17 protein-coding genes, 1 rRNA gene and 1 pseudogene are annotated in these 21945 nt (G+C 72.8%); 15 read left to right on the forward strand and 4 right to left on the reverse strand.

Going from position 1 to position 21945, the window contains the following annotated elements; all coding sequences use genetic code 11:
* The 3 genes and pseudogenes from rrf to ACFY2B_RS15090 form a co-directional block, all read left to right on the forward strand.
* Nucleotides 1-95: ribosomal RNA gene (gene rrf / locus ACFY2B_RS15080) — 5S ribosomal RNA — on the forward strand; the annotation flags it as partial.
* A 126-nt stretch (nt 96-221) separates the two neighbouring features.
* A pseudogene (locus tag ACFY2B_RS15085) lies at nt 222-1520 on the forward strand (hypothetical protein); the annotation flags it as partial.
* Nucleotides 1521-1541: 21 nt separating this feature from the next.
* Nucleotides 1542-2345, forward strand: a complete 804-nt coding sequence (locus ACFY2B_RS15090; protein WP_390763821.1) for a hypothetical protein — start codon at nt 1542-1544, stop codon at nt 2343-2345.
* A 54-nt stretch (nt 2346-2399) separates the two neighbouring features.
* On the opposite strand, the gene ACFY2B_RS15095 is transcribed toward ACFY2B_RS15090, so the two are convergent.
* Entirely contained in the window at nt 2400-3683 is a 1284-nt protein-coding gene (locus ACFY2B_RS15095) for a DUF1015 domain-containing protein (RefSeq protein ID WP_390763568.1), read from the reverse strand.
* A 71-nt stretch (nt 3684-3754) separates the two neighbouring features.
* Here ACFY2B_RS15095 and ACFY2B_RS15100 point away from each other — a divergent pair, with 71 nt between their 5' ends.
* Genes ACFY2B_RS15100 through ACFY2B_RS15115 form a run of 4 tightly spaced genes read left to right on the forward strand, consistent with a single transcriptional unit; the run spans nt 3755 to nt 7861 of the window.
* Entirely contained in the window at nt 3755-4783 is a 1029-nt protein-coding gene (locus ACFY2B_RS15100; RefSeq protein ID WP_390763569.1) for an HAD hydrolase-like protein, read from the forward strand.
* Between the two features lie 59 nt (nt 4784-4842).
* On the forward strand, nt 4843-5889 hold the full coding sequence (locus ACFY2B_RS15105) for a FecCD family ABC transporter permease (protein WP_390763570.1): 1047 nt from the start codon (nt 4843-4845) through the stop codon (nt 5887-5889).
* An 11-nt stretch (nt 5890-5900) separates the two neighbouring features.
* Entirely contained in the window at nt 5901-6992 is a 1092-nt protein-coding gene (locus ACFY2B_RS15110) for a FecCD family ABC transporter permease (RefSeq protein WP_390763571.1), read from the forward strand.
* The gene (locus tag ACFY2B_RS15115) at nt 6989-7861 is read left to right on the forward strand and encodes an ABC transporter ATP-binding protein (protein WP_390763572.1); all 873 of its coding nucleotides are present in this window, start codon (nt 6989-6991) and stop codon (nt 7859-7861) included. The genes ACFY2B_RS15110 and ACFY2B_RS15115 overlap by 4 nt, the downstream gene beginning before the upstream one ends.
* A gap of 70 nt (nt 7862-7931) precedes the next feature.
* On the opposite strand, the gene ACFY2B_RS15120 is transcribed toward ACFY2B_RS15115, so the two are convergent.
* Nucleotides 7932-8279: a sterol-binding protein gene (locus ACFY2B_RS15120; RefSeq protein WP_390763573.1), complete on the reverse strand. Its 348-nt coding sequence runs from the start codon at nt 8277-8279 to the stop codon at nt 7932-7934.
* A gap of 42 nt (nt 8280-8321) precedes the next feature.
* Here ACFY2B_RS15120 and ACFY2B_RS15125 point away from each other — a divergent pair, with 42 nt between their 5' ends.
* From ACFY2B_RS15125 to ACFY2B_RS15150, 6 genes are all read left to right on the forward strand, one after another.
* Nucleotides 8322-8780 carry a hypothetical protein gene (locus tag ACFY2B_RS15125; protein WP_390763574.1) on the forward strand — a complete coding sequence of 153 codons (459 nt, stop codon included), beginning with the start codon at nt 8322-8324 and terminating at the stop codon, nt 8778-8780.
* 7 nt (nt 8781-8787) lie between these two features.
* Complete coding sequence (locus tag ACFY2B_RS15130) at nt 8788-9603, forward strand: TlyA family RNA methyltransferase (RefSeq protein WP_390763575.1); 816 nt, start codon at nt 8788-8790, stop codon at nt 9601-9603.
* A complete protein-coding gene (locus ACFY2B_RS15135; RefSeq protein WP_390763576.1) occupies nt 9600-10505 on the forward strand; it encodes an NAD kinase in 906 nt (301 codons plus the stop codon). Before ACFY2B_RS15130 ends, ACFY2B_RS15135 begins: the two co-directional genes overlap by 4 nt.
* A 231-nt stretch (nt 10506-10736) precedes the next feature.
* Nucleotides 10737-12488 carry a DNA repair protein RecN gene (gene recN / locus ACFY2B_RS15140; RefSeq protein WP_390763577.1) on the forward strand — a complete coding sequence of 584 codons (1752 nt, stop codon included), beginning with the start codon at nt 10737-10739 and terminating at the stop codon, nt 12486-12488.
* Nucleotides 12489-12592: 104 nt separating this feature from the next.
* Complete coding sequence (locus ACFY2B_RS15145) at nt 12593-12982, forward strand: signal peptidase I (RefSeq protein ID WP_390763578.1); 390 nt, start codon at nt 12593-12595, stop codon at nt 12980-12982.
* Nucleotides 12983-13577: 595 nt separating this feature from the next.
* Entirely contained in the window at nt 13578-14714 is a 1137-nt protein-coding gene (locus ACFY2B_RS15150; RefSeq protein WP_390763579.1) for a glycosyltransferase family 4 protein, read from the forward strand.
* Between the two features lie 6 nt (nt 14715-14720).
* Here the strand turns inward: ACFY2B_RS15150 and ACFY2B_RS15155 are convergent, their stop codons facing one another.
* Both ACFY2B_RS15155 and ACFY2B_RS15160 read right to left on the reverse strand, forming a co-directional pair.
* Nucleotides 14721-16412 (reverse strand): PucR family transcriptional regulator, encoded by a 1692-nt coding sequence (locus ACFY2B_RS15155; RefSeq protein ID WP_390763580.1) that lies wholly within the window; start codon nt 16410-16412, stop codon nt 14721-14723.
* Between the two features lie 436 nt (nt 16413-16848).
* Entirely contained in the window at nt 16849-18675 is a 1827-nt protein-coding gene (locus ACFY2B_RS15160) for a glycoside hydrolase family 15 protein (protein ID WP_390763581.1), read from the reverse strand.
* A 562-nt stretch (nt 18676-19237) separates the two neighbouring features.
* Between ACFY2B_RS15160 and ACFY2B_RS15165 the strand changes: the two genes are divergently transcribed.
* Both ACFY2B_RS15165 and ACFY2B_RS15170 read left to right on the forward strand, forming a co-directional pair.
* Nucleotides 19238-20920: a CTP synthase gene (locus ACFY2B_RS15165; RefSeq protein WP_390763582.1), complete on the forward strand. Its 1683-nt coding sequence runs from the start codon at nt 19238-19240 to the stop codon at nt 20918-20920.
* Between the two features lie 82 nt (nt 20921-21002).
* Nucleotides 21003-21629, forward strand: coding sequence for an NUDIX domain-containing protein (locus ACFY2B_RS15170; RefSeq protein WP_390763583.1), 627 nt, complete (start codon nt 21003-21005; stop codon nt 21627-21629).
* Nucleotides 21630-21945: the final 316 nt, after the last annotated feature.

Consider the following 21945-nt stretch of genomic DNA (forward strand, 5'->3'; position numbering starts at 1 on the left):
AAACGCCCGGTTACATTCCGAACCCGGAAGCTAAGCCTTACAGCGCCGATGGTACTGCAGGGGGGACCCTGTGGGAGAGTAGGACGCCGCCGAACAATCTTTGGAGGACCCCTGGTCACCAGCGTTCAGCTGGGACCAGGGGTCCTTTTGTTTTTCCCAAGTGCGCCGGGTACCTCCGACTGCGCGACAATGACTTGCGGTACCGAAGACAGGAGTCACCGATGTCCACCAACTCTCCCGACGATCGACCGGAGCGCGACCAGCGGCGACGGGACAGTGGTGACCGTGGCGAGCGTGGCGGCTTCCGCAGCGGCCAGCGGCACGGTAACGACCGCGGTGACCGTGGCAGTTATGCGCGTCGGGACGACGACCGCGCCGGTGAGCGGGACCGCGGCTTCCGGCGGGAGGGGAGCCGGCCGCCGTATCGCCGTGATGACCGGGACCAGCGGAGCGAACGGCGTGACGACGACCGCCGGGGCTACCGCCGGGACGACGACCGTGGGGATCGCGGCGGATATCCGCGCCGCGACGACCGCGGTGGCTATCGCAGCCGGGACGACGGCGGCCGGGGCTTCCGCCGTGACGATCGTGGTGAGAGCGGCGGATTCCGCCGCGACGACCGTGGCGAGGGTGGCGGATTCCGGCGTGACGACCGCCGGGATGACCGTGGTGACCGCGGTGGTTTCCGGCGTGACGACAGCCGGGGCGGCTATCGGGGCGATCAGCGCGGTGAGCGCGGTGACCGAGGCGGGTTCCGCGGGCGGGACGAGCGTCCCGGTGACCGGCGGGGCGGCGAGCGTTCGGACTCCCGGCGTGATGATCGCCGTGACGACCGTGGTGACCGCGGTGGTTTCCGGCGTGATGATCGCCGTGACGACCGTGGTGACCGCGGTGGTTTCCGGCGTGATGACCGGCGTGATGACCGTGGTGACCGCGGTGGGTTCCGCCGTGATGATCGCCGTGACGGCGGCCGTGGTGAGGGTGGTGGTTTCCGGCGTGACGACCGCGGGGACCGCGGTGGCTTCCGCCGGGATGACCGGCGCGACGACCGTGGTGAAGGCGGCGGTTTCCGCCGTGACGACCGCGGCGACCGTGGGGGCTTCCGCCGTGACGACCGCCGGGATGACCGTGGTGAAGGCGGCGGTTTCCGCCGTGACGACCGCGGCGACCGTGGGGGCTTCCGCCGTGACGACCGCCGGGATGACCGTGGTGACCGCGGTGGTTTCCGGCGTGATGACCGGCGTGATGACCGTGGTGATCGTGGTGGGTTCCGCCGTGATGATCGCCGTGACGGCGGCCGTGGTGAGGGTGGTGGTTTCCGGCGTGACGACCGGCGTGACGACCGCGGGGACCGCGGTGGCTTCCGCCGGGATGACCGGCGCGACGACCGACGCGACGACCGTGGGCGTGGTCCGCGGCGGGATGATCGTGGTGGGCGTCCCGGCGGCGGTTTCCGTGGGCGGCCGGACGACCGGCGTGGCGGCGGTGGGCGCTTCCGCGAGGAGCGGGAGCGTGAGCGGGACCGGGAGCCGATCAAGCGGCTGCCGATCCCGGAGGACGTCACGGGCGACGAGATCGACAAGGACGTACGGCAGGAACTGCAGAGCCTGCCCAAGACGCTCGCGGAGGACGTCGCCAAGAACCTGGTGATGGTGGCCCGGCTCCTCGACGAGGACCCGGAGGGCGCGTACGGCTACTCCAGGGTGGCCCTGCGCCTGGCCTCGCGTGTCGCCGCCGTTCGGGAGGCGGCGGGATTCGCGGCGTACGCCACTCAGAACTACGGGGAGGCGCTCGCCGAGTTCCGGGCCGCGCGGCGGATGACGGGGAACACCGATCTGTGGCCCGTGATGGCCGACTGCGAGCGCGGGCTGGGCCGACCGGAGAAGGCGCTCGACATGGCCGGTGCGCCCGAGGTGCACAAGCTCGACAAGGCCGGGCAGGTCGAGATGCGGCTGGTCGCGGCCGGGGCCCGGCGCGACATGGGTCAGTTGGACGCGGCGATCGTGACGCTGCAGAGCCCGGAACTGGCGTCCAACTCCGTGCAGCCGTGGACCGCGCGGCTGCGCTACGCCTACGCCGACGCGCTGCTCGCCGTCGGACGTGACAGCGAGGCCCGCGAGTGGTTCGCCAAGGCCGTCGAGGCCGACCGGGACGGCAGCACGGACGCCTCCGACCGGCTGGCCGAACTGGACGGCGTGGAGTTCGTCGACGCACTGGGCGACGACGAGGACGAGCAGCAGGACGAAGACGAGCAGCAGGACGCGGAAGAGCAGCGGCGGGACGCGGACGAGCAGCGGGACGAGGATGCCGGCCAGGCGTCCGAGCGGGGGGCCGAGCAGGGCTGACGTCGCGTGTCGAAGGGGCGGGTCCGGTCCAGGGCCTGCCCCTTCGGGCTCCCGTCAGGTGGCCAGCACCCGCAGCACCAGCCCCGACGCCGGTTTCGGGCCGAACGACGTCGACTTGCGGGGCATCGTCACGCCCTGGCGGGCCAGATCGCGGACCACGTCCTCGTGGACCGGGTGCATCAGGACCGCCGTACCGCCGTCGCGCTCCGCCTTGGCGACGGTGGCCGCCGTGTCATGGATGTAGGCGATGTGCGCGGGGGAGTCCTCGGGGATGTGCCAGACGTGGTCGAGGAGCGTGGAGTGCAGCACCGTCGCGTCCAGGGTGCGCCAGGCGGCGGGGCGGTCGGCGGGGACCGTGCGGGCCAGCAGGCCGGGGTCCGGGCGGTCGACGAGGTGGAAGGCGCCGTCGCCGGCCAGCAGGAAAGCGTTGCCGGTGTCCGCCGCCTCGGCCAGCGCCGCGAGGGCGTCCGGGAGCGGCGTCGACAGGTGCCGTACCCGGAAGAGGCCGTCCAGGGCCGTCAGTGCGTCCGCGACCGGCAGGCCGTGCAGCAGCCGGTGGATGGCGCGGACGCGCAGCGGATAGCGGGCCGTGTCCACCAGGAGGACCAGACCGTGGTCCCAGGGGCTGGGGGAAGGGTGCTCCGCGCGTAGACACAGATAGGTCGCCCAGCGGTGGTGGCCGTCGGCGATCAGCGCCTGGTGGTGGGCGAGATCGGTTTGGACGCGCGCCACGTCGTCCGGGTCGGTGACCGACCAGAGCAGGTGGCGGAAGCCGTCCTCGGTGGTCGCGGCGAGCAGTGGGGCGTCCTCGGCCGTGCGTTCGATGACGTCGGCCGCCGCGCCGTTGCCGTGGTAGGTCAGCAGCAGCGGTTCGAGGTTGGCGGAGGTGGCGCGCATCAGGGCGGCGCGGTCCGCGACGATGGGCGGCATGACCTCCTCGTGCGGCAGCACGATCCCTTCGGAGGGGTCCGAGACCCGCAGGGCGCCGATGATGCCGCGCTGGAGCATGCCGTCGCCGTCGCGCTGTTCGTAGACGTACAGGCCCGGTTCGGGGTCCTCGGCCAGCACGCCCTCGGCCAGCCAGCGGTGCAGGGTCTCGGCCGCCTGCTTGTTGCTTTCCGTGGGCGTGTCGGCCTGCGGAAGAATCAGCCGAACGATGTTGTACGGATCGGCCGATTGGAGGTGTCGCACGCCGTCGGGACGCACCACGACGTCGTACGGCGGGGACGTCACTGCGGACAGACTTCCGACCCGCTCGGGGTCGTAGCGCAGGCCGCGGAACGGGGTGATTTCCAGGCCGCGGCGCGTCTTTGCTTCCGGGTGACCTGCAGTGTTCATTTCGGCATCGTACGTGTGTCAGTGGCATGCGGGATGATCGGAGGAAACGGCGTGACGAGGAGCGATGCGGAATGAGCCAGGGCGTCAGGACCAGGCCCGAGGGCAGTGGACGGCTCCTGAGCGAGGCGTACGACACGGCGCTGCTCGACCTGGACGGGGTGGTGTACGCGGGTGGGAACGCCATCGTGCACGCGGTCGAGTCGCTGGCGGCGGCCCGCACCGACGGCATGCGGCTGGCGTACGTCACCAACAACGCGCTGCGGACACCGGACTCCGTGGCCGCGCACCTGACCGAACTGGGGATCCCGACGGGGGCCGCGGACGTCATCACCTCCGCGCAGGCGGTCGCGCGGCTGATCGCCGAGCAGGTGCCGCCGGGTGCGCGGGTGCTGGTGGTCGGCGGTGAGGGGCTGCGGGTGGCGCTGCGCGAGCGCGGGCTGCGGCCGGTGGAGTCGGCGGACGACGATCCGGCCGCGGTCGCGCAGGGGTACGGCGGCCCGGATCTGGCCTGGGGCCGTTTCGCGGAGGCGTGCTACGCCATCGCGCGCGGGGTGCCGTGGTTCGCCTCCAACACCGATCTGACGATTCCGAGCGGACGCGGGATCGCCCCGGGCAACGGCGCGGCGGTGGAGGTGGTGCGGATCGCGACGGGCGCCGAGCCGCAGGTCGCGGGAAAGCCGCTGCCGCCCATGCACCGGGAGACGATCCTGCGGACCGCCGCCGTGCGTCCGCTGGTCGTCGGCGACCGCCTGGACACGGACATCGAGGGCGCCTTCAACGGCGGCGTCGACTCGCTGCTCGTACTGACGGGCGTCACCGACGCGGCCCAGTTGCTGGCCGCGCCGCCCCGGCACCGGCCCACCTATGTGGACGCCGACCTGCGGGGCCTGCTCACCGGGCAGCCGGAGGTCGGCGAGGACGGTGCGGGCTTCCGGTGCGCGGGCTGGACGGCGACGACCGCCGACGGCCGGCTGGAGCTGGCGGGCGACGGCGAGGCCCTGGACGGGCTGCGTGCGCTGTGCGCGGCGGCCTGGACGGCGGCCGGGGAGGGCTCCTGTGAGCTGGACGGGGGGAAGGCGCTGGCGCGGCTAGGACTCTGAGGGACGAAGCACGGACGCGGCATCGATCGATGATGGCAGGGTAGGCTAACCTAACCTCCGTGTTGGTCGACAGTCCTCCCGAACAGCGCGTGGAACACGCCTGTGCCGCGCCCCCAACCCGCCGCGCGGTGCGGAGCCTTGGGCTCCTCGTCGCCCTCGCGATCCTGCTGCTGGTCGTCCTGGTGAGCATCGCGGTCGGGGCGAAAGAGCTGTCCCTGGCGCAGGTCTGGCACGGGTTGTTCCACGACTCGGGCACCTACGGCGACGTCGTCGTCGACGAGCGGCTGTCGCGCACCGTCCTCGGACTGCTCGTCGGCGCCGCGCTCGGTCTCTCCGGAGCCGTGCTGCAGGCGCTCACCCGCAACCCGCTGGCCGACCCCGGGCTGCTCGGCATCAACGCGGGCGCCTCGGCCGCGGTCGTCACGGCGATCTCCTTCTTCGGCGTCGGCAGCCTGAGCGGCTACGTGTGGTTCGCGTTCGCCGGTGCCGCCGCCGTCGGCGCGCTGGTCTGGTTCCTCGGCGGCAGCCGGGGTGCCACACCGGTGCGGCTCGCGCTCGCCGGTACGGCGATCAGCGCCGCGCTGTACGGCTATCTCCAGGCCGTGATGATCACGGACGGCGCGGCGCTGGACAAGATGCGCTTCTGGACGGTGGGTTCGCTGGCCTCGGCCACCGCCTCGACCATCGTGCAGGTGCTGCCGTTTCTCGTGGTCGGCATGGTGCTCGCGCTGCTGCTCGCCCGGCCGCTGAACGCCATGACGATGGGCGACGACACCGCCCGGGCCCTCGGCGCCGACCTCAACCGCACCCGCGCGCTGGCCATGCTCGCGGCGACCGTGCTGTGCGGTGCCGCGACCGCGGCCTGCGGGCCCATCGTGTTCGTCGGCCTGATGGTGCCGCACGTCGTACGCTCCTTCACCGGCCCCGACCTGCGCTGGATCCTGCCGTACGCGGCCGTCCTGTCGCCCGTGCTGCTGCTCGGCTCCGACATCCTCGGGCGGGTCGTCGCGCGCCCCTCGGAACTCCAGGTCGGCATCGTCACCGCGATCATCGGCGGCCCGGTCTTCATCCATCTCGTACGACGGCGGAGGACTGCGCAGCTGTGAAGACCCGTCCCATGAGCCGCACAGGCCGCCCCGGCCGCACGAGCCGCACCGTGCGCACCCCCGGCGGGCTCTCGGTGCGGCTGGACCCGCGGGCCCTGACCGTCGTCGTCGTGCTGCTCGTCGCCGCCGGCGTGGCGAGCGTGCTGCTGATCGGCACCGGCGACGCCGAGATCCCGCCCGCCGACGTGCTGAAGACCCTGACCGGGAACGGCACCGCGTTCCAGGAGTTCATCGTCGACGAGCTGCGGCTGCCGCGGGTTCTGGTCGGGCTGCTCGTCGGCGCCTCGCTCGGCCTCGGCGGTGCCCTGTTCCAGTCCGTGGCGCGCAACCCGCTGGGCAGCCCGGACGTGCTGGGCCTCAGCCAGGGCTCCACGGCGGGCGCGCTCGTCGTGATCGTGCTGATGTCCGGATCCGCCACCGCGGTCACCCTCGGGGCGCTCGTCGGCGGCCTGCTGACCGGGCTCGCCATCTATCTGCTCGCCTGGAAGCGGGGCGTGCACGGATACCGGCTGGTCCTGGTCGGTATCGGCATCTCCGCGATCGTCACCGCCGTCAACGGCTATCTGCTCACCAAGGCCGACCTGGTCGACGCCACCCGTGCGGTGGTGTGGATGACGGGGTCCCTCAACGGCCGTGACTGGACCCAGGTCTGGCCGCTGCTCGGGATGTGCGCCGTCCTCGTACCGCTCGTCCTCGCGGGCTCGCGGGGCCTCAGGGTGATGGAGATGGGCGACGACGTCGCAAACGCCCTCGGGGTGCGCGTCGAGCGGCTGCGGATGCTGCTGCTGGTCGCGGCCGTGCTGCTGACCGCGGGCGCGACCGCCGCGGCGGGACCCGTCAGCTTCGTGGCGCTCACCGCGCCCCAGCTCGCCCGGCGCCTGACCCTCCCCCGCGGCCTCAAGGGCGCGGGAAGCCGCCCCATGCCGGGTCCCAACCTGGTGCCCTCGCTGTGCATGGGCGCCGCCCTGCTGGTCTCCGCCGACTGGGTCTCGCAGCGTCTGTTCGGGGCCGACCAACTGCCCGTCGGGGTGGTCACCGGCGTCCTCGGCGGTGTGTATCTGCTGTGGCTGCTGGTCGCCGAGCGCAGGGCGGGCCGGATATGAGCGGCGTTCACCACACCAGCGGCGCACCGCACGAGTACACCCGAAGGAGCACCGTGAACCGCCTGTCCGCCGAGAACGTCACCCTCGCCTACGACCAGCGCGTCATCGCCGAACAGCTGTCGGTGGAGATCCCCGACAACTCGTTCACGGTGATCGTCGGCCCGAACGCGTGCGGCAAGTCGACCCTGCTGCGGGCGCTGTCGCGGATGCTGAGGCCGACCACTGGCCGGGTGCTCCTGGACGGGCAGGTCATCCAGTCGATGCCCGCCAAGCGGGTCGCGCGGACGCTGGGCCTGCTGCCCCAGTCGTCCATCGCGCCCGACGGGATCACCGTGGGCGACCTGGTGGGCCGCGGCCGGTATCCGCACCAGGGGATCCTGCGGCAGTGGTCGGCCGAGGACGAGCGGGTGGTGCAGGAGTCCATGGCCCAGACCGGCGTCGCCGAACTCGCCGACCGCTATGTCGACGAACTGTCCGGCGGCCAGCGTCAGCGCGTGTGGATCGCCATGGCCCTCGCCCAGCAGACCCCCCTGCTGCTGCTCGACGAACCCACCACCTACCTCGACATCCAGCACCAGATCGACGTCCTCGACCTGTGCGCCGAACTGCACGAGCAGCAGGGCCGCACCCTGGTCGCGGTCCTGCACGACCTCAACCACGCCGCCCGGTACGCCACCCATCTCATCGCCCTGCGCTCCGGCCGGGTCGTCGCCGAGGGCGCGCCGAACGACGTGGTCACCGCCGAACTGGTCGAGGAGGTCTTCGGGCTGCGCTGCCAGGTGATCGACGACCCGGAGACCGGCACCCCGCTGGTGGTGCCGGCGGCCCGCAGGGCACGCGAGCGCGTCCCGGCCGGAGAGGCGTCCTAGGCGTCCCAGGCGTCCTGTCGGGCGAGGTGTCCGGGCGGCGGAAGGCCGGCGAGGTGTCCGGGCAGGGCCCCTAGAGGAGCTTCCGCAGCCGGAACAGGTCGAGCAGGGCGGCCTCCAGTTTCACCCGGCCCGAACCCCAAGCCCTGGCGAAGTTCAGTCCGCCGTCGACCAGGGCCACCAGGTCGTCACCGGTCATGGCGAGCCCGATCTGCGCCTTCGTGGCCGGCGGCCCCTGGTGGGTGTCGTCGATCTCGATCCGGCCGCCGGTCATCCGCCCGGCGAAGGTGACGTCCAGGTCGGTGATGTGGCAGCTCACCGAGCGGTCCAGGGCAGCGGCGGCGCGGACGTCGCCCTCGGCCGCCTGCATATTGTCCGAAAGCTTTTCGAGTGCGACGCGGCACTCCTCGATCGTGGCCATCGCGACCGACGGTACCGCAGGGCTTCGGGGTAGCGTCTGGGCATGAACGACTCTGCGCCCGAGACCGGGGCCCGCCCGGACGAGACGGTTCCGCAGCCGCAGCCGCAGCCGCAGCCGCAGCCCGTGGCCGAAACGCCGTACGCGCGCCCCGATGACCACCAGGAGGGCGAGGGCGGCGGTGGCAGCGAGGCCGGGACCGACGCCGGCCCCGGCCTCGACCGGGACCCCGAGCCGGGCGCGCCGGCCCCGCTGGGCGTGCCGCGCACCCCCACCGGCAACGCCGAGGTCGACGGCCGGCTGGAGCGGCTGGCCGACGCCGACCACCTCACCACGGACGGACACATCGAGGTGTACGAGGATGTACACGGCGGGCTGCGCGACGCGCTCACCGCGCTCGACGCCCGCCCGGGTCCGCAGGCTCCCGCCCACCACCCGGCCGCCTCGGCGCAACGAGGCCCCGCGGGCCGGCCGTTCCGTCCGCCGTACGAAGTCAGGAGCTGAACCGAACGTGGCAGGAGTCGCACGCCGCCGTCTCGACGCGGAGCTGGTCCGCCGGAAGCTCGCGCGCTCGCGTGAGCACGCGGGCCAGTTGATCGCCGCCGGGCGGGTGTCCGTCGGCAAGACCGTCGCCACCAAGCCCGCCACCCAGGTGGAGACCGCCGTCGCGATCGTCGTGGCCGCCGACGACGGTGACCCGGAGTACGTCTCCCGGGGCGGTCACAAACTCGCCGGGGCGCTGGCCGCCTTCGTGCCGCGCGGGCTCGCCGTCGAGGGCCGGCGGGCACTGGACGCGGGCGCGTCCACCGGCGGTTTCACCGACGTCCTGCTGCGGGCGGGCGCCGCGCACGTCGTCGCCGTTGACGTCGGATACGGACAACTCGCCTGGTCGCTGCGGAACGACGCACGCGTCACCGTCAAGGACCGCACGAACGTACGGGAGTTGACGCTCGACGCGATCGGCGGGGAGCCGGTGGATCTGGTCGTGGGAGATCTGTCCTTCATCTCGATCGGGCTGGTACTGCCCGCCCTGAAGCGGTGCGTGACGCCGGACGCCGACCTGGTCATGATGGTCAAGCCGCAGTTCGAGGTGGGCAAGGAACGGCTGGGCAGCGGGGGCGTCGTGCGCAGCCCGCAGCTGCGGGCCGAGGCCGTGCGGGGTGTGGCCCGGCAGGCGTGGGAGCTGGGACTCGGGGCCTGCGGGGTCACCGCGAGTCCGCTGCCGGGGCCGGCCGGCAATGTCGAGTACTTTCTCTGGCTGCGGGCCGGGGCACCGGAACTGGACCCGGCCGACGTTGACCGTGCAGTGGCGGAGGGGCCGCGTTGACACAGAACCACGCTCGTACTGTTTTCCTGCTCGCCCACACCGGGCGGCCCGCGGCGATCCGCAGCGCCGAGCTGGTGGTCAAGGGGCTGCTGCGGTCCGGCATCGGCGTGCGCGTCCTGGAGCAGGAGGCGGTCGACCTGCCGCTGCCGGAGGAGGTGGGGCTGGTCAAGGAGGCGACCCCGCAGTGCCTCGACGGCTGTGAGCTGCTGATCGTCCTGGGCGGTGACGGCACGCTGCTGCGCGGTGCCGAGTTCGCGCGGGCCTCCGGGGTGCCGATGCTCGGCGTCAACCTCGGGAGCGTCGGCTTCCTCGCGGAGGCCGAGCGGGACGACCTCGACAAGGTCGTCGACCGGGTGGTGAGCAAGGCGTACGAGGTCGAGGAGCGGATGACCGTCGATGTCGTCGTGCTCCGCAACGGGGACGTCGTGCACACGGACTGGGCGCTGAACGAGGCCGCCGTGCAGAAGGTGTCCGCCGAGAAGCTGCTGGAGGTCGTGCTGGAGATCGACGGGCGGCCGGTGACGGGCTTCGGGTGCGACGGGATCGTGCTGTCGACGCCGACCGGGTCGACCGCGTACGCCTTCTCGGCGGGCGGGCCCGTGGTGTGGCCGGAGGTGGAGGCCCTGTTGATGGTGCCGATCTCCGCGCACGCGCTGTTCGCGAAGCCGTTGGTGACCTCGCCGGACTCGGTGCTCGCGGTGGAGGTCCTGCCGCACATCCAGCCCGGGGTGCTCTGGTGCGACGGGCGGCGGACCATCGAGCTGCCGCCCGGGGCGCGGGTCGAGGTCCGCCGGGGCGCCGTGCCGGTACGGCTGGCCCGGCTGCACCACGCCTCCTTCACCGACCGGCTGGTGGCGAAGTTCGCGCTGCCGGTCTCCGGATGGCGGGGGGCGCCGCACTAGGCGCTCCGCTGGGAAATGCCGCCGATGTGCCGTGGCGCGCGTCCGCGGCGCCGCCGTGGCTGGTCGCTCCCCCCAGGTTCTCGGCTTCGCTCGAACAGGGGGACCCCGGACGCGGTCGGCCCGCGGGGCACGGCACTCACCCGGGTGACAGCCGACCGCGATGCACGATCGTCACCTGCACCTTCACACGATGGGGGCGGGGGCCGTCGCGCTTCTCCGCCCGGACCTCGTATGGTCGTGTCCGTGTTGGAGGAGATGCGGATACGGTCGCTCGGAGTCATCGACGACGCCGTCGTCGAGCTGTCGCCCGGTTTCACCGCCGTGACCGGTGAGACGGGCGCCGGCAAGACCATGGTGGTCACGAGCCTGGGGCTGCTGCTGGGCGGGCGCGCGGATCCGGCGCTGGTGCGGATCGGGGCCGAGAAGGCCGTCGTCGAGGGGCGGGTGACCGTCGCCTCGGACGCGTCCGCCGCCGTACGCGCCGAGGAGGCCGGAGCGGAACTGGACGACGGGGCGCTGCTCATCAGCCGTACCGTGTCTGCCGAGGGGCGCTCGCGGGCGCATCTCGGCGGACGCAGCGTGCCCGTCGGCGTGCTGGCCGAACTGGCCGACGAACTGGTGGCGGTGCACGGGCAGACCGACCAGCAGGGCTTGCTGAAACTGTCCCGGCAGCGGGAGGCGCTGGACCGGTACGCGGGTGCGGCGGTCACCGGACCGCTCGCCAAGTACGCGGGTGCCTACCGGCGGTTGCGGGCGGTCGCGGCCGAACTGGAGGAGATCGTCACGCGCGCGCGTGAACGCGCCCAGGAAGCCGACATGCTGCGCTTCGGGCTCGACGAGATCGCCGGTGTCGAACCGAGGTCCGGCGAGGACGTGGAACTCGCGGAGGAGGCGGAGCGGCTCGGGCACGCCGAGGCGCTGTCCTCGGCCGCCACCGCCGCGCACGCCGCCCTCGCGGGCAATCCCGAGGACCCCGAGGGCATTGACGCGGCGACCCTGGTCGCGGGCGCGCACCGCGCCCTGGAAGCCGTCCGCTCCCACGACTCGGCGCTCGCCTCGCTGGCCGACCGGATCGGCGAGGTCGGGATCCTGCTGGGCGACGTGGCGGGAGAGCTGGCCGGCTACGCGGACGATCTGGACGCCGATCCGCTGCGCCTGGCGGCCGTGGAGGAGCGCAGGGCCGCGCTGGGCGCCCTCACCCGCAAGTACGGCGAGTACGGTCAGAAGATCGACTCCGTGCTCGCCTGGGCCGAGCAGGGTGCCGCGCGGCTGACCGAACTCGACGGCGACGACGAGCGGATCGACGAACTGACCGCCGAACGGGACGCGCTGCGCGGCGAGCTGGGCGCGCTCGCCCAGGCACTGACGGACGCGCGCACCCAGGCCGCGGAACGGTTCGCCGCCGCGGTCACCGCCGAACTGGCCTCGCTCGCCATGCCGCACGCGCGCGTGTCGTTCGCCATCCGGCAGACCGAGGACCCCGAGGGCGTCGAGGTCGGCGGGCGCCCGGTCGCCTACGGGCCGTCGGGCGCCGACGAGGTGGAACTGCTGCTCGCCCCGCACCCGGGCGCGCCGCCCCGGCCCATCGCGAAGGGGGCGTCCGGCGGTGAGCTGTCGCGGGTGATGCTCGCCGTGGAGGTCGTCTTCGCCGGCACGGATCCCGTACCGACGTACCTCTTCGACGAGGTCGACGCCGGTGTCGGCGGGAAGGCCGCGGTGGAGATCGGGCGGCGGCTGGCCCGGCTCGCCAGGACCGCGCAGGTCGTGGTCGTCACCCACCTGCCGCAGGTGGCCGCCTTCGCCGACCGGCAGTTGCTCGTCGAGAAGACCAACGACGGATCGGTGACCCGGTCCGGGGTGAAGGTGCTGGAGGGCGAGGACCGCGTCCGGGAGCTGTCCCGGATGCTGGCCGGTCAGGAGAACTCCGAGACGGCCCGCGCGCACGCGGAGGAACTGCTGGCCACGGCACGGGCCGACGGATAGCGGGCGGCCCGCGCGCCTACCGGTCTCCGGCCGGACCCGCTGCACTGGGGCGTGGTCGAAAGAGCCGACGGCACGCACGAGAGGAGCTGCTAGCGTCCGGCCACGTGAACGACAAGGTGTACGTGGGCAACGCGGGCAAGGACGGGGCACTGGACCGGGGATGGCTCCTGGGCCACTTCAAGGACGCCGGCGATCCACGCCACAGCGAGGCTGTGGAGATCAAATGGGGCGTCCACCCCCGGGGCGATGAGCGATCGCAGTGGGTGGAGGGCGAGGACCGCACGGCTCTCCTGGCTCTCATCAGCGGCCGCTTCCGCGTCGAATTCCCGGGTCGCAGCGTTCTTCTGGAAGAGCAGGGTGATTACGTGGTGTGGGGCCGCGGAGTCGATCACTCATGGCTGGCGGAAGAAGAGTCAGTGGTACTGACCGTCCGGTGGCCGTCCGTGCCCGGCTACGCGGTGACGGACAGGGGTCAGGTGCGACCGCGGACGTGACGATGGCGGAGCGACCCCGGCGACCCGTCTCCGACCTCACCTTCGCAAGGAACGCTGTGCGTGATGCGTCGGCGCTTGCCGGGCCGGCGGCGGCTGGTCGCCCCCGTGTGCCCTGGTGGGCGAACAGTGCCTGGGGCGAGTACTCCCCGGTCACCGAGGTGAGGGGCTGCTGGGGCACGGAGGTGTTCGGCCCTGTATGCATCCCACCCCGGGTATACCGCACCTGGCCGTAGGCGGAGGTGTCCCACCCCGAGTAAGCCACCTGGTTTTCCGCCAGCGAAGTCGCGCTGAGCGCGGCCGTCACGGTGTCCGTCACCTGCGGCTGTGCGTCCGCTCCGGGAAGTCGGGCCGAGCCGGCCGTACGCGTGTTCGTCCGGCGCTCGGGGTCCTCACTCGTGTGGGTGACGCACTCCGGAGCATTGCCCCGTCCCAGCGAGTTCCGCGCCTCCCCGCGGTGCCCGTAACACCCGTATCTGCTGGCATCCTTGGCAGGGAACGCGGTGCGCGGGGCAGGCGCGCGGTGCTTCCCCTCCACCCGATACCTTCTGTACGTATCTTCGTGCCCTTCCCACGCCGAACCAGGAGTCCCGGACGCGTGAGCCCCGCGAGCAGCACCGCACCGCACGGACAGTCGCCGCTGCGCACCGTGCAGGTGCTGGGCGGGGGCGATGCCGGCAGCAGCGCGCATGTGCGGTCGCTGGCCGCGGGTCTCGTCGCGCGCGGTGTGCGGGTCACGGTGTGCGCCCCCGCGGAGGCCGACGACCGCTACGACTTCACCGGCGTCGGCGCCGACCACGTCCACGTCCCGCGCAGCAGCGCCCCGGCGTCCGTCGCCGCGTTGCGCGCGGCCTGCGCCGACGCCGACCTGGTGCACGCGCACGGGCTGCACGCCTCCTTCCGCACGGTGCTGGCGCTCGGCGGACGCCGTACCCCGTTCCTCGTCACCTGGCACGACCGCGCGCAGGCCGAGGGCGCCCGCGGCCATCTGCTCCGGCTGCTGGAGCGCCGGGTCGCCAAGGCCGCCGCCGTGGTCCTCGGCACCTCCTCCGACCTGGTGGACCAGGCCCGCAGGGCCGGCGCCCGGGACGCCCGGCTCGCCGGTGTCTCCCTGCCCCGCCCGCGCCTCCCCGCGGCACCCGACGCCCCCGACCCGCTGCGCCCCAAGGCCCGGGCCGAACTCGGCGCCATCGGCCGCCCGTTGCTGGTGGCCATCGGCTCCCTCGACCGGTACCGCGGGTACGAAGTCCTGCTGGACGCGGCGCGCGCCTGGCGGGATCTCGACCCCGTACCCCTGCTCGTCGTCGCGGGCGAGGGCCCGCTGCGCGCCGAGCTGACCCGCCGGATCGAGGACGAGGACCTGCCGGTACGGCTCCTCGGCCGCTGCGAGGACACCGACGGGCTGCTCGCCGCCGCCGACCTTGCGCTCCTGTGCAGCAGCTGGGAGTCCCGCTCCGTGCTCGCCCAGGAGGCCCTGCACGCGCGCGTACCGCTCGTCGCGACCGCCGTCGGCGGCATCCCCGACCTGGTCGGCGAGGCCGCCGAACTCGTCCCGTACGGCGACGCGGACGCGCTCGCCGCCGCCGTCGTACGGCTGCTCGGCGATTCCGAGCGCCGCGAGCAGCTGGCCGAGCGGGGGGCGCGGCAGGCCGCCGGCTGGCCCACCGAGGACGAGACGGTCGCCCAGGTCCTCAGCGTCTACGACGAGTTGACCCAGCCCGGCCCGATGGTCTGAGCGCCGTCAGGACACGTGCCGGCGGGCGCGCAGGGCCAGGCTCAGCGCCAGTACGGTCTGCGGGTCGTCGAGGTCGGTGCCCAGCAGCTCCCCGATGCGGGCGAGGCGGTTGTAGAGGGTCTGCCGGTTGAGGTGCAGCTCGCGGGCGGTCTCGGCCTTGCGGCCCGCATGCGCCAGATAGGTCTCCAGCGTCGGCAGCAGCGGCGGCTTGGCCCGGCTGTCGTGCTCGCGCACCGGGCCGATCGCCCGGTCCACGAAGGCCGCGAGGTCCGGGTGGTCGCGCAGCCGCCACAGGAGGAGGTCGATGTCCAGCCGGCGGGCGTCGTACCACGGGCGGTCCGCGAGGCCCTGGGCCGCCGCCGCGGTCTCCGCGGCGTGCCGCAGCCCGTCCGACGCGGACGCCCAGCCCCCGGCCGCCCCGACCACCACCACGGGCGGCCGGGCTCCGGGCCGGTGCATCCCGGCCCGTTCCACCCCGGCCCGCAGCGCCGCCGCGACCCGGTCCGCGACCGCCGGCCGCTCCGCTGCCGACCGCAGCCCCAGCAGCAGCGGGACGCGGCCCTCGACCGGCCGCACGCCCAGCAGCACCGGCATGCCCAGCGAGGCCAGCTCCTCCGCGACGGCACGTGCCAGGACGGCCCAGCCGCCGCCGCTCTCCACGCCGCCGGAGCGGGCGGTGCCGCCGCCCGGCGTGAGGGTGCCGGCCAGCCGCATCACCACCGGCAGCAGCGGGCTGTGGCCCGGTTTGAAGCCCAGCACCCGGGCCTGTGCGGGCGCGTCCTCGGCGCTGACGCGGCCCTCGGCGAGGTCGGTGAGGAAGTCGCCGCGGCCGCGCGCCGCCAGCTCCTCCTCCTGACGGGCCTGCATCAGCACGACTGCCAGGACGGCCGCGGCCCGCTCGGCGGCCATCCGGTGCACGGGCGCCAGCGGCGAGCGGACCGGGAGCAGCACGAGCCGGGCCCGTACCGAGCCCGGGCCCGGCCCGCTCCCCGGCACGTCCACCAGCACCGAACCGGCGGGCGGCGGGACGTCCTGGTGCTGACCGCGCAGTCCCTCCCACACCTGGAGCGGGTCCGCGCCCTCGGGGCCGGCCCCGGCCGCGTACAGGAGCCGGCCGTCCGGGGTCTCGAGGAAGACCGGATTTCCGCTGAAGCCGGCCAGGATCTCCAGCACCTGCGGTACGCCGCCACCGCCCAGCAGCGCCTGGGTGCAGCGCCGGTGCACTTCCTCGGCCCGCTGGAGCAGCGCGTAGTGGCCGTTGACGATCTCGGTGTGGATCTCCTCGGTGACCGTCACGAACGGCACCTCACGGTGCAGCTGGACCAGTGGCAGCCCGGCGCCGCGGGCGCTGTCCACCACCGCGACGGGCAGCCGGTCGAAGCGCGGGCCCAGCTCCACCACCAGGGCGGCGATGCCGCGGTCGGCGAGGGTGCGGACGAACGCCCGCTGCTCGGCGGGCCGGGTGCCCAGGCCGTATCCGGTGGTCAGCAGCAGTTCGCCGCCCTTGAGCAGGGAGGCGATGTTGGGCACCTCGCCCGCGTGCACCCAGCGGACCGTGCGTCCCAGTCCCTCGGCGCCGGCCAGGATCTCCGGGAGCCCGCTGCGCAGCCCAGGCAGTTCGAGCGCCCGCCGAACGGTGATCCCGGCGCCCTCGGTGTCGAAGGCGTTGCCCGTCCTGCTGTCCGTACGGCTGTCCATGGAGCGGACGCTACCTGCGCGGACGCCTCCGGGGCATCTCCTTGGCGGACGGGCTCGATCACCGCCGCGGCGGCCGGATCCGCGGTCGCCCACTGCCACCGGCGCGGGCCGATCACCGGCGTGCTGCCGCCGGGGGCAGTTCGGGCGACGCGGTGCCCGCCGCCGCGCACGGCGATCCGCAGCCGGGGGTCCTGGCCGAGGCGTACGGCGCTGAGCACGTCGTTCTCGTCGGCGCACCGGCGATCACCGTCGGCCCGTGGTCGATCACGGCGCCGACCACGGCACGGCCGAGGCCGCGCCCCCGCGAACGGGACGCCGAGGCCGTCTTCCGCAGCGGGACCGCTCCACGGCCGCCCCCTTTCCGCACCGGGGCCGCGCCTGACCCGCCCGGCCGGCCCCGGACACCGGGACGTGCCGGGAGCCGCCCGGCGCGGGCTCAGCCGCCGTACGCCCCCGAGGCCGTCAGGCGCAGGGCCGTGTCGATCAGCGGGACGTGGCTGAAAGCCTGCGGGAAGTTGCCGACCTGCCGTTTGCGGACGGGATCCCACTCCTCGGCCAGCAGACCGAGGTCGTTGCGCAGGGCCAGCAGCTTCTCGAACAGCTTGCGGGCCTCGTCCACCCGTCCGATCATCGCGAGGTCGTCCGCCATCCAGAACGAGCAGGCGAGGAAGGCGCCCTCGTCGCCGGGGAGGCCGTCGACGCCCTCGTGCTCGCCCTCGGTGGGGTAGCGCAGGATGAAGCCGTCCGGAGTGGACAGCTCCCGCTGGATCGCCTCGATGGTGCCGATCACCCGCTTGTCGTCCGGCGGCAGGAAGCCCATCTGCGGGATCAGCAGCAGCGAGGCGTCCAGCTCCTTGGAGCCGTAGGACTGGGTGAAGGTGTTGCGCTCCTTGTCGTAGCCCCTCTCGCACACGTCCCGGTGGATGTCGTCGCGCAGTTCGCGCCACCGCTCCAGCGGTCCGTCCGCGTCCCCGGACTCGATCAGCTTGATGGTGCGGTCCACCGCGACCCAGGCCATCACCTTGGAGTGCACGAAGTGCCGGCGTGGGCCGCGCACCTCCCAGATGCCCTCGTCCGGCTCGTCCCAGTGGTCCTCCAGGTAGCGGATCAGCTTCAACTGGAGCAGCGAGGCGTAGTCGTTGCGGGCCAGGCCGGTCATGTGGGCCAGGTGCAGGGCCTCGGTGACCTCGCCGTACACGTCCAGCTGGAGCTGGTGCGCGGCGCCGTTGCCGACCCGGACCGGGGCGGACTTCTCGTAGCCGGGCAGCCAGTCAAGCTCCGCCTCGCCCAGCTCGCGCTCACCCGCGATGCCGTACATGATCTGGAGGTTCTCCGGGTCGCCCGCCACCGCCCGCAGCAGCCACTCCCGCCAGGCGCGGGCCTCCTCGCGATAGCCGGTGCGCAGCAGCGAGGACAGGGTGATCGCCGCGTCCCGCAGCCAGGTGTAGCGGTAGTCCCAGTTGCGGACGCCGCCGATGTCCTCCGGCAGGGAGGTCGTGGGCGCGGCGACGATGCCGCCCGTCGGGGCGTAGGTGAGGGCCTTGAGCGTGATCAGGGAGCGGATCACCGGTTCGCGGTACGGCCCGTGGTACGTGCAGTTCTCGACCCACTCGCGCCAGAACTCCTCGGTCGCCTCCAGCGACTGCTCCGGCTCCGGCAGCCCGGGCGGCTCCCGGTGAGAAGGCTGCCAGGAAATGGTGAAGGCCATGCGGTCGCCGGGGGCGACGGTGAAGTCGGCGTAGGTGGTGAGCGACTTGCCGTAGGTCTCCGCGGTGGTGTCGAACCACACCGAGTCCGGGCCGGCGACCGCGACCGTACGCCCGTCGTACTTGTGCACCCAGGGCACGACCCGGCCGTAGGAGAAGCGCATCCGCAGGGCGGAGCGCATCGGCACCCGGCCGGTGACGCCTTCGACGATGCGGATCAGCTGCGGGGCGCCGTCACGCGGAGGCATGAAATCCGTCACACGAACGGTGCCGCGCGGGGTGTCCCACTCCGACTCCAGGATCAGCGAGTCGCCGCGGTAGGTGCGCCGGGCCGCCGTGGGCGGCTGCGCGTCGGCCGCGTGGGCCGGACCGAGCCGCCAGAATCCATGTTCTTCGGTGCCCAGTAGACCGGCGAAGATGGCATGTGAGTCGAAGCGGGGCAGGCACAGCCAGTCGACTGTGCCGTCCCGGCAGACCAGCGCAGCTGTCTGCATGTCTCCGATGAGTGCGTAATCTTCGATGCGCCCGGCCACGTGCAACTCCAGTCGAACGGCCACGTCACCCCACGAAGGGGTTATCGCTCTGTGCGGTCAAGGGGTTCGTTGTTATGCGTCGTTATGCGTCGCGTTGTGAGTCGCGTCATGCGTCGTTGAGATTTGAAGCAAAGCAGCCGCTCGGCCCCGAGGCAAAACGACGATCACAACTCGACGGACTGACGAGCACGCGTTGTTCCGGTGGAGACGGGCGGGGGTGTGCCCTGGTTTCCGGCGGGGCTCGGCAGTGAGTGTCCGAGCAGGATACGACGCACGTAGATGATCTGCGTGCCGCTCTGGGCAACCCGTATGAGCCGAACGAGTGACCAATGGGTGAGAACCGGGTAAGCAGTGCGCGCCCGTATCGACGTGTGCGCGGAGCGTGGCCGGAAGCCGACGCCCTCCCGGCGCTGATACCCTGGTAGCCCGTGGGCCGGTGGGCGCCCCCGACGGAAACGCGACAAACGCGACAAACTCCGCAGACAACAGGGGTCCCCCGAGAACCGCAGCGACGGCACCCCGGAGACCTCCGGACCAGGAGCCGCACCGCACTCCAGACCGCGACCACGGGAGCCCCCTCTTGGCCATGCCGCCCGCTGCTTTCCGAAACAGCACAGCCACGACGACCAAGCACATCTTCGTCACCGGGGGTGTCGCCTCCTCGCTGGGCAAGGGCCTCACCGCCTCCAGCCTGGGCATGCTCCTCAAGGCGCGGGGACTGCGCGTCGTGATGCAGAAGCTCGACCCGTACCTGAACGTCGACCCGGGCACGATGAACCCGTTCCAGCACGGTGAGGTCTTCGTCACCAACGACGGCGCCGAGACCGACCTGGACATCGGGCACTACGAGCGCTTCCTCGACCGGGACCTGGACGGAACCGCCAACGTCACCACCGGCCAGGTGTACTCCACCGTCATCGCCAAGGAGCGGCGCGGCGAGTACCTGGGCGACACGGTGCAGGTCATCCCGCACATCACCAACGAGATCAAGCACCGCATCCGGCGCATGGCCACCGACGAGGTGGACGTCGTGATCACCGAGGTGGGCGGCACCGTCGGCGACATCGAGTCGCTGCCGTTCCTGGAGACCGTCCGCCAGGTGCGCCACGAGGTGGGCCGGGACAACGTCTTCGTGGTGCACATCTCGCTGCTGCCGTACATCGGTCCGTCCGGCGAACTGAAGACCAAACCGACCCAGCACTCCGTCGCCGCCCTGCGCAACATCGGCATCCAGCCCGACGCGATCGTGCTGCGCTGCGACCGCGAGGTGCCGACCGCGATCAAGCGGAAGATCTCGCTGATGTGCGACGTCGACGAGGCCGCCGTGGTCGCCTGCCCGGACGCCCGTTCGATCTACGACATCCCGAAGACCGTGCACGGCGAGGGCCTGGACGCCTACGTCGTGCGCCGGCTGGACCTGCCCTTCCGCGACGTGGACTGGACGACCTGGGACGACCTGCTCGACCGCGTCCACAACCCCGACCACGAGGTCACCCTCGCGCTGGTCGGCAAGTACATCGACCTGCCGGACGCCTACCTCTCGGTCACCGAGGCGCTGCGCGCGGGCGGCTTCGCCAACAAGGCCCGGGTGAAGATCAAGTGGGTCACCTCGGACGACTGCAAGACCCCGGCCGGCGCCCAGGCCCAGCTCGCCGGTGTCGACGGAATCTGCATCCCGGGCGGCTTCGGCGACCGCGGCGTGCTCGGCAAGGTCGGCGCGATCCGCTACGCCCGGGAGAACCGGATCCCGCTGCTCGGCCTCTGCCTGGGCCTCCAGTGCATCGTCATCGAGGCCGCGCGCAACCTGGCCGGCATCCCGGACGCCAATTCCACCGAGTTCGACTCCGCCACCGCCCACCCGGTCATCTCCACCATGGCCGAACAGCTCGACATCGTGGCGGGCGAGGGCGACATGGGCGGCACCATGCGGCTCGGCATGTACCCGGCGAAGCTGGCCGAGGGCTCCATCGTGCGCGAGGTCTACGGCGACAAGGAGTACGTCGAGGAGCGCCACCGGCACCGGTACGAGGTCAACAACGCCTACCGCGCCGAGCTGGAGAAGAAGGCGGGCATCGTGTTCTCCGGGACGTCGCCCGACGGCAAGCTCGTCGAGTACGTCGAGTACTCGCGCGATGCGCACCCTTACCTGGTCGCTACCCAGGCGCACCCCGAGCTGCGCTCACGCCCGACGCGGCCGCACCCGCTGTTCGCCGGCCTCGTGAAGGCCGCGGTGGCGCGGTCGGTCGAGGCGGAGCGGAACTCCGGGTAACACAGCGGCGGTACGGTGGCCGGGGTGCACCACCCGCGGAGGGGGCGCCCCGGTTTCTCGTGCGCACGTGGAAGGACAGGGCATGACGATCAAGGACACCCCGCAGGAGTGGGAGATCCGGGCGACCGAGACCCCCTTCGTGGGGAACAAGACCTCTGTCCGCACGGACGACGTGGTCATGCCCGACGGCACGGTGGCCCGCCGCGACTACCAGGTCCACCCCGGCTCGGTGGCCGTCCTCGCCCTCGACGACGAGGACCGGGTCCTGCTGATCCGCCAGTACCGCCACCCGGTCCGGCAGAAGCTGTGGGAGATCCCGGCCGGCCTGCTCGACGTGCCCGGCGAGAACCCGCTGCACGCCGCCCAGCGCGAGCTGTACGAGGAGGCCCACGTCAAGGCGGAGGACTGGCGGGTGCTGACCGACGTGTACACCACGCCGGGCGGCTGCGACGAGGCCGTACGGATCTTCCTGGCCCGGAACCTGTCCGAGGCGGACGGCGAGCGCTTCGCCGCCGAGGACGAGGAGATCGATCTGGAGTACGCGCGGGTGTCCGTGGCCGAGCTGGTGCGCGGCGTGCTGGCCGGCGAACTGCACAACAACTGCCTCGCGGTGGGCGTCCTGTCGCTGACCGCCGCCCGGGCGGGCGGCGGTCTCGACGCGCTGCGCCCGGCCGACGCTCCCTGGCCCGCGCGCCCCTTCGAGTCCTGAGCCGCGCCCGCCGCCCGGCCCCGGAACCGCGTGCCGGCGCCCGGAAACCGCTCACCGGTGCCCCGGAGCCAGGCACCCGGTCCCTCGACGCCGCGCACCGGCGCGTCCCTGCGCCGGCTGCCGCGCCGTTCTTGGACCGGACGCCCGGAACCGGACGCCCGGAACCGAAACACCAGGACCCGAACGCCCGGAATCGAGTGGTCCGGCTCCGGTGTGACGATCGCCTGATCCGATCGGGCGACCCGTTCGCCGTGCTCCGCCCGGTACGTCGCTGAGCGTGAACTAGGCTCCTCGCGGATGAGCCGAAGAGAAGGCG

It is taken from the genome of Streptomyces sp. NPDC001270 (genome assembly GCF_042896695.1).
In the GTDB taxonomy this organism is placed as follows: domain Bacteria; phylum Actinomycetota; class Actinomycetes; order Streptomycetales; family Streptomycetaceae; genus Streptomyces.

What these genes read in the sequence shown, in the direction of transcription:
- ACFY2B_RS15170 (WP_390763583.1), top strand. Translation starts at nt 21,003, where the DNA reads ATGACGATCAAGGACACCCCGCAGGAGTGGGAGATCCGGGCGACCGAG.
- ACFY2B_RS15120 (WP_390763573.1), bottom strand. Translation starts at nt 8,279, where the DNA reads ATGGCCACGATCGAGGAGTGCCGCGTCGCACTCGAAAAGCTTTCGGAC.
- ACFY2B_RS15095 (WP_390763568.1), bottom strand. Translation starts at nt 3,683, where the DNA reads ATGAACACTGCAGGTCACCCGGAAGCAAAGACGCGCCGCGGCCTGGAA.
- ACFY2B_RS15125 (WP_390763574.1), top strand. Translation starts at nt 8,322, where the DNA reads ATGAACGACTCTGCGCCCGAGACCGGGGCCCGCCCGGACGAGACGGTT.
- ACFY2B_RS15165 (WP_390763582.1), top strand. Translation starts at nt 19,238, where the DNA reads ATGCCGCCCGCTGCTTTCCGAAACAGCACAGCCACGACGACCAAGCAC.
- ACFY2B_RS15115 (WP_390763572.1), top strand. Translation starts at nt 6,989, where the DNA reads ATGAGCGGCGTTCACCACACCAGCGGCGCACCGCACGAGTACACCCGA.
- recN (WP_390763577.1), top strand. Translation starts at nt 10,737, where the DNA reads ATGGTCGTGTCCGTGTTGGAGGAGATGCGGATACGGTCGCTCGGAGTC.
- ACFY2B_RS15110 (WP_390763571.1), top strand. Translation starts at nt 5,901, where the DNA reads ATGAGCCGCACAGGCCGCCCCGGCCGCACGAGCCGCACCGTGCGCACC.
- ACFY2B_RS15155 (WP_390763580.1), bottom strand. Translation starts at nt 16,412, where the DNA reads ATGGACAGCCGTACGGACAGCAGGACGGGCAACGCCTTCGACACCGAG.
- ACFY2B_RS15100 (WP_390763569.1), top strand. Translation starts at nt 3,755, where the DNA reads ATGAGCCAGGGCGTCAGGACCAGGCCCGAGGGCAGTGGACGGCTCCTG.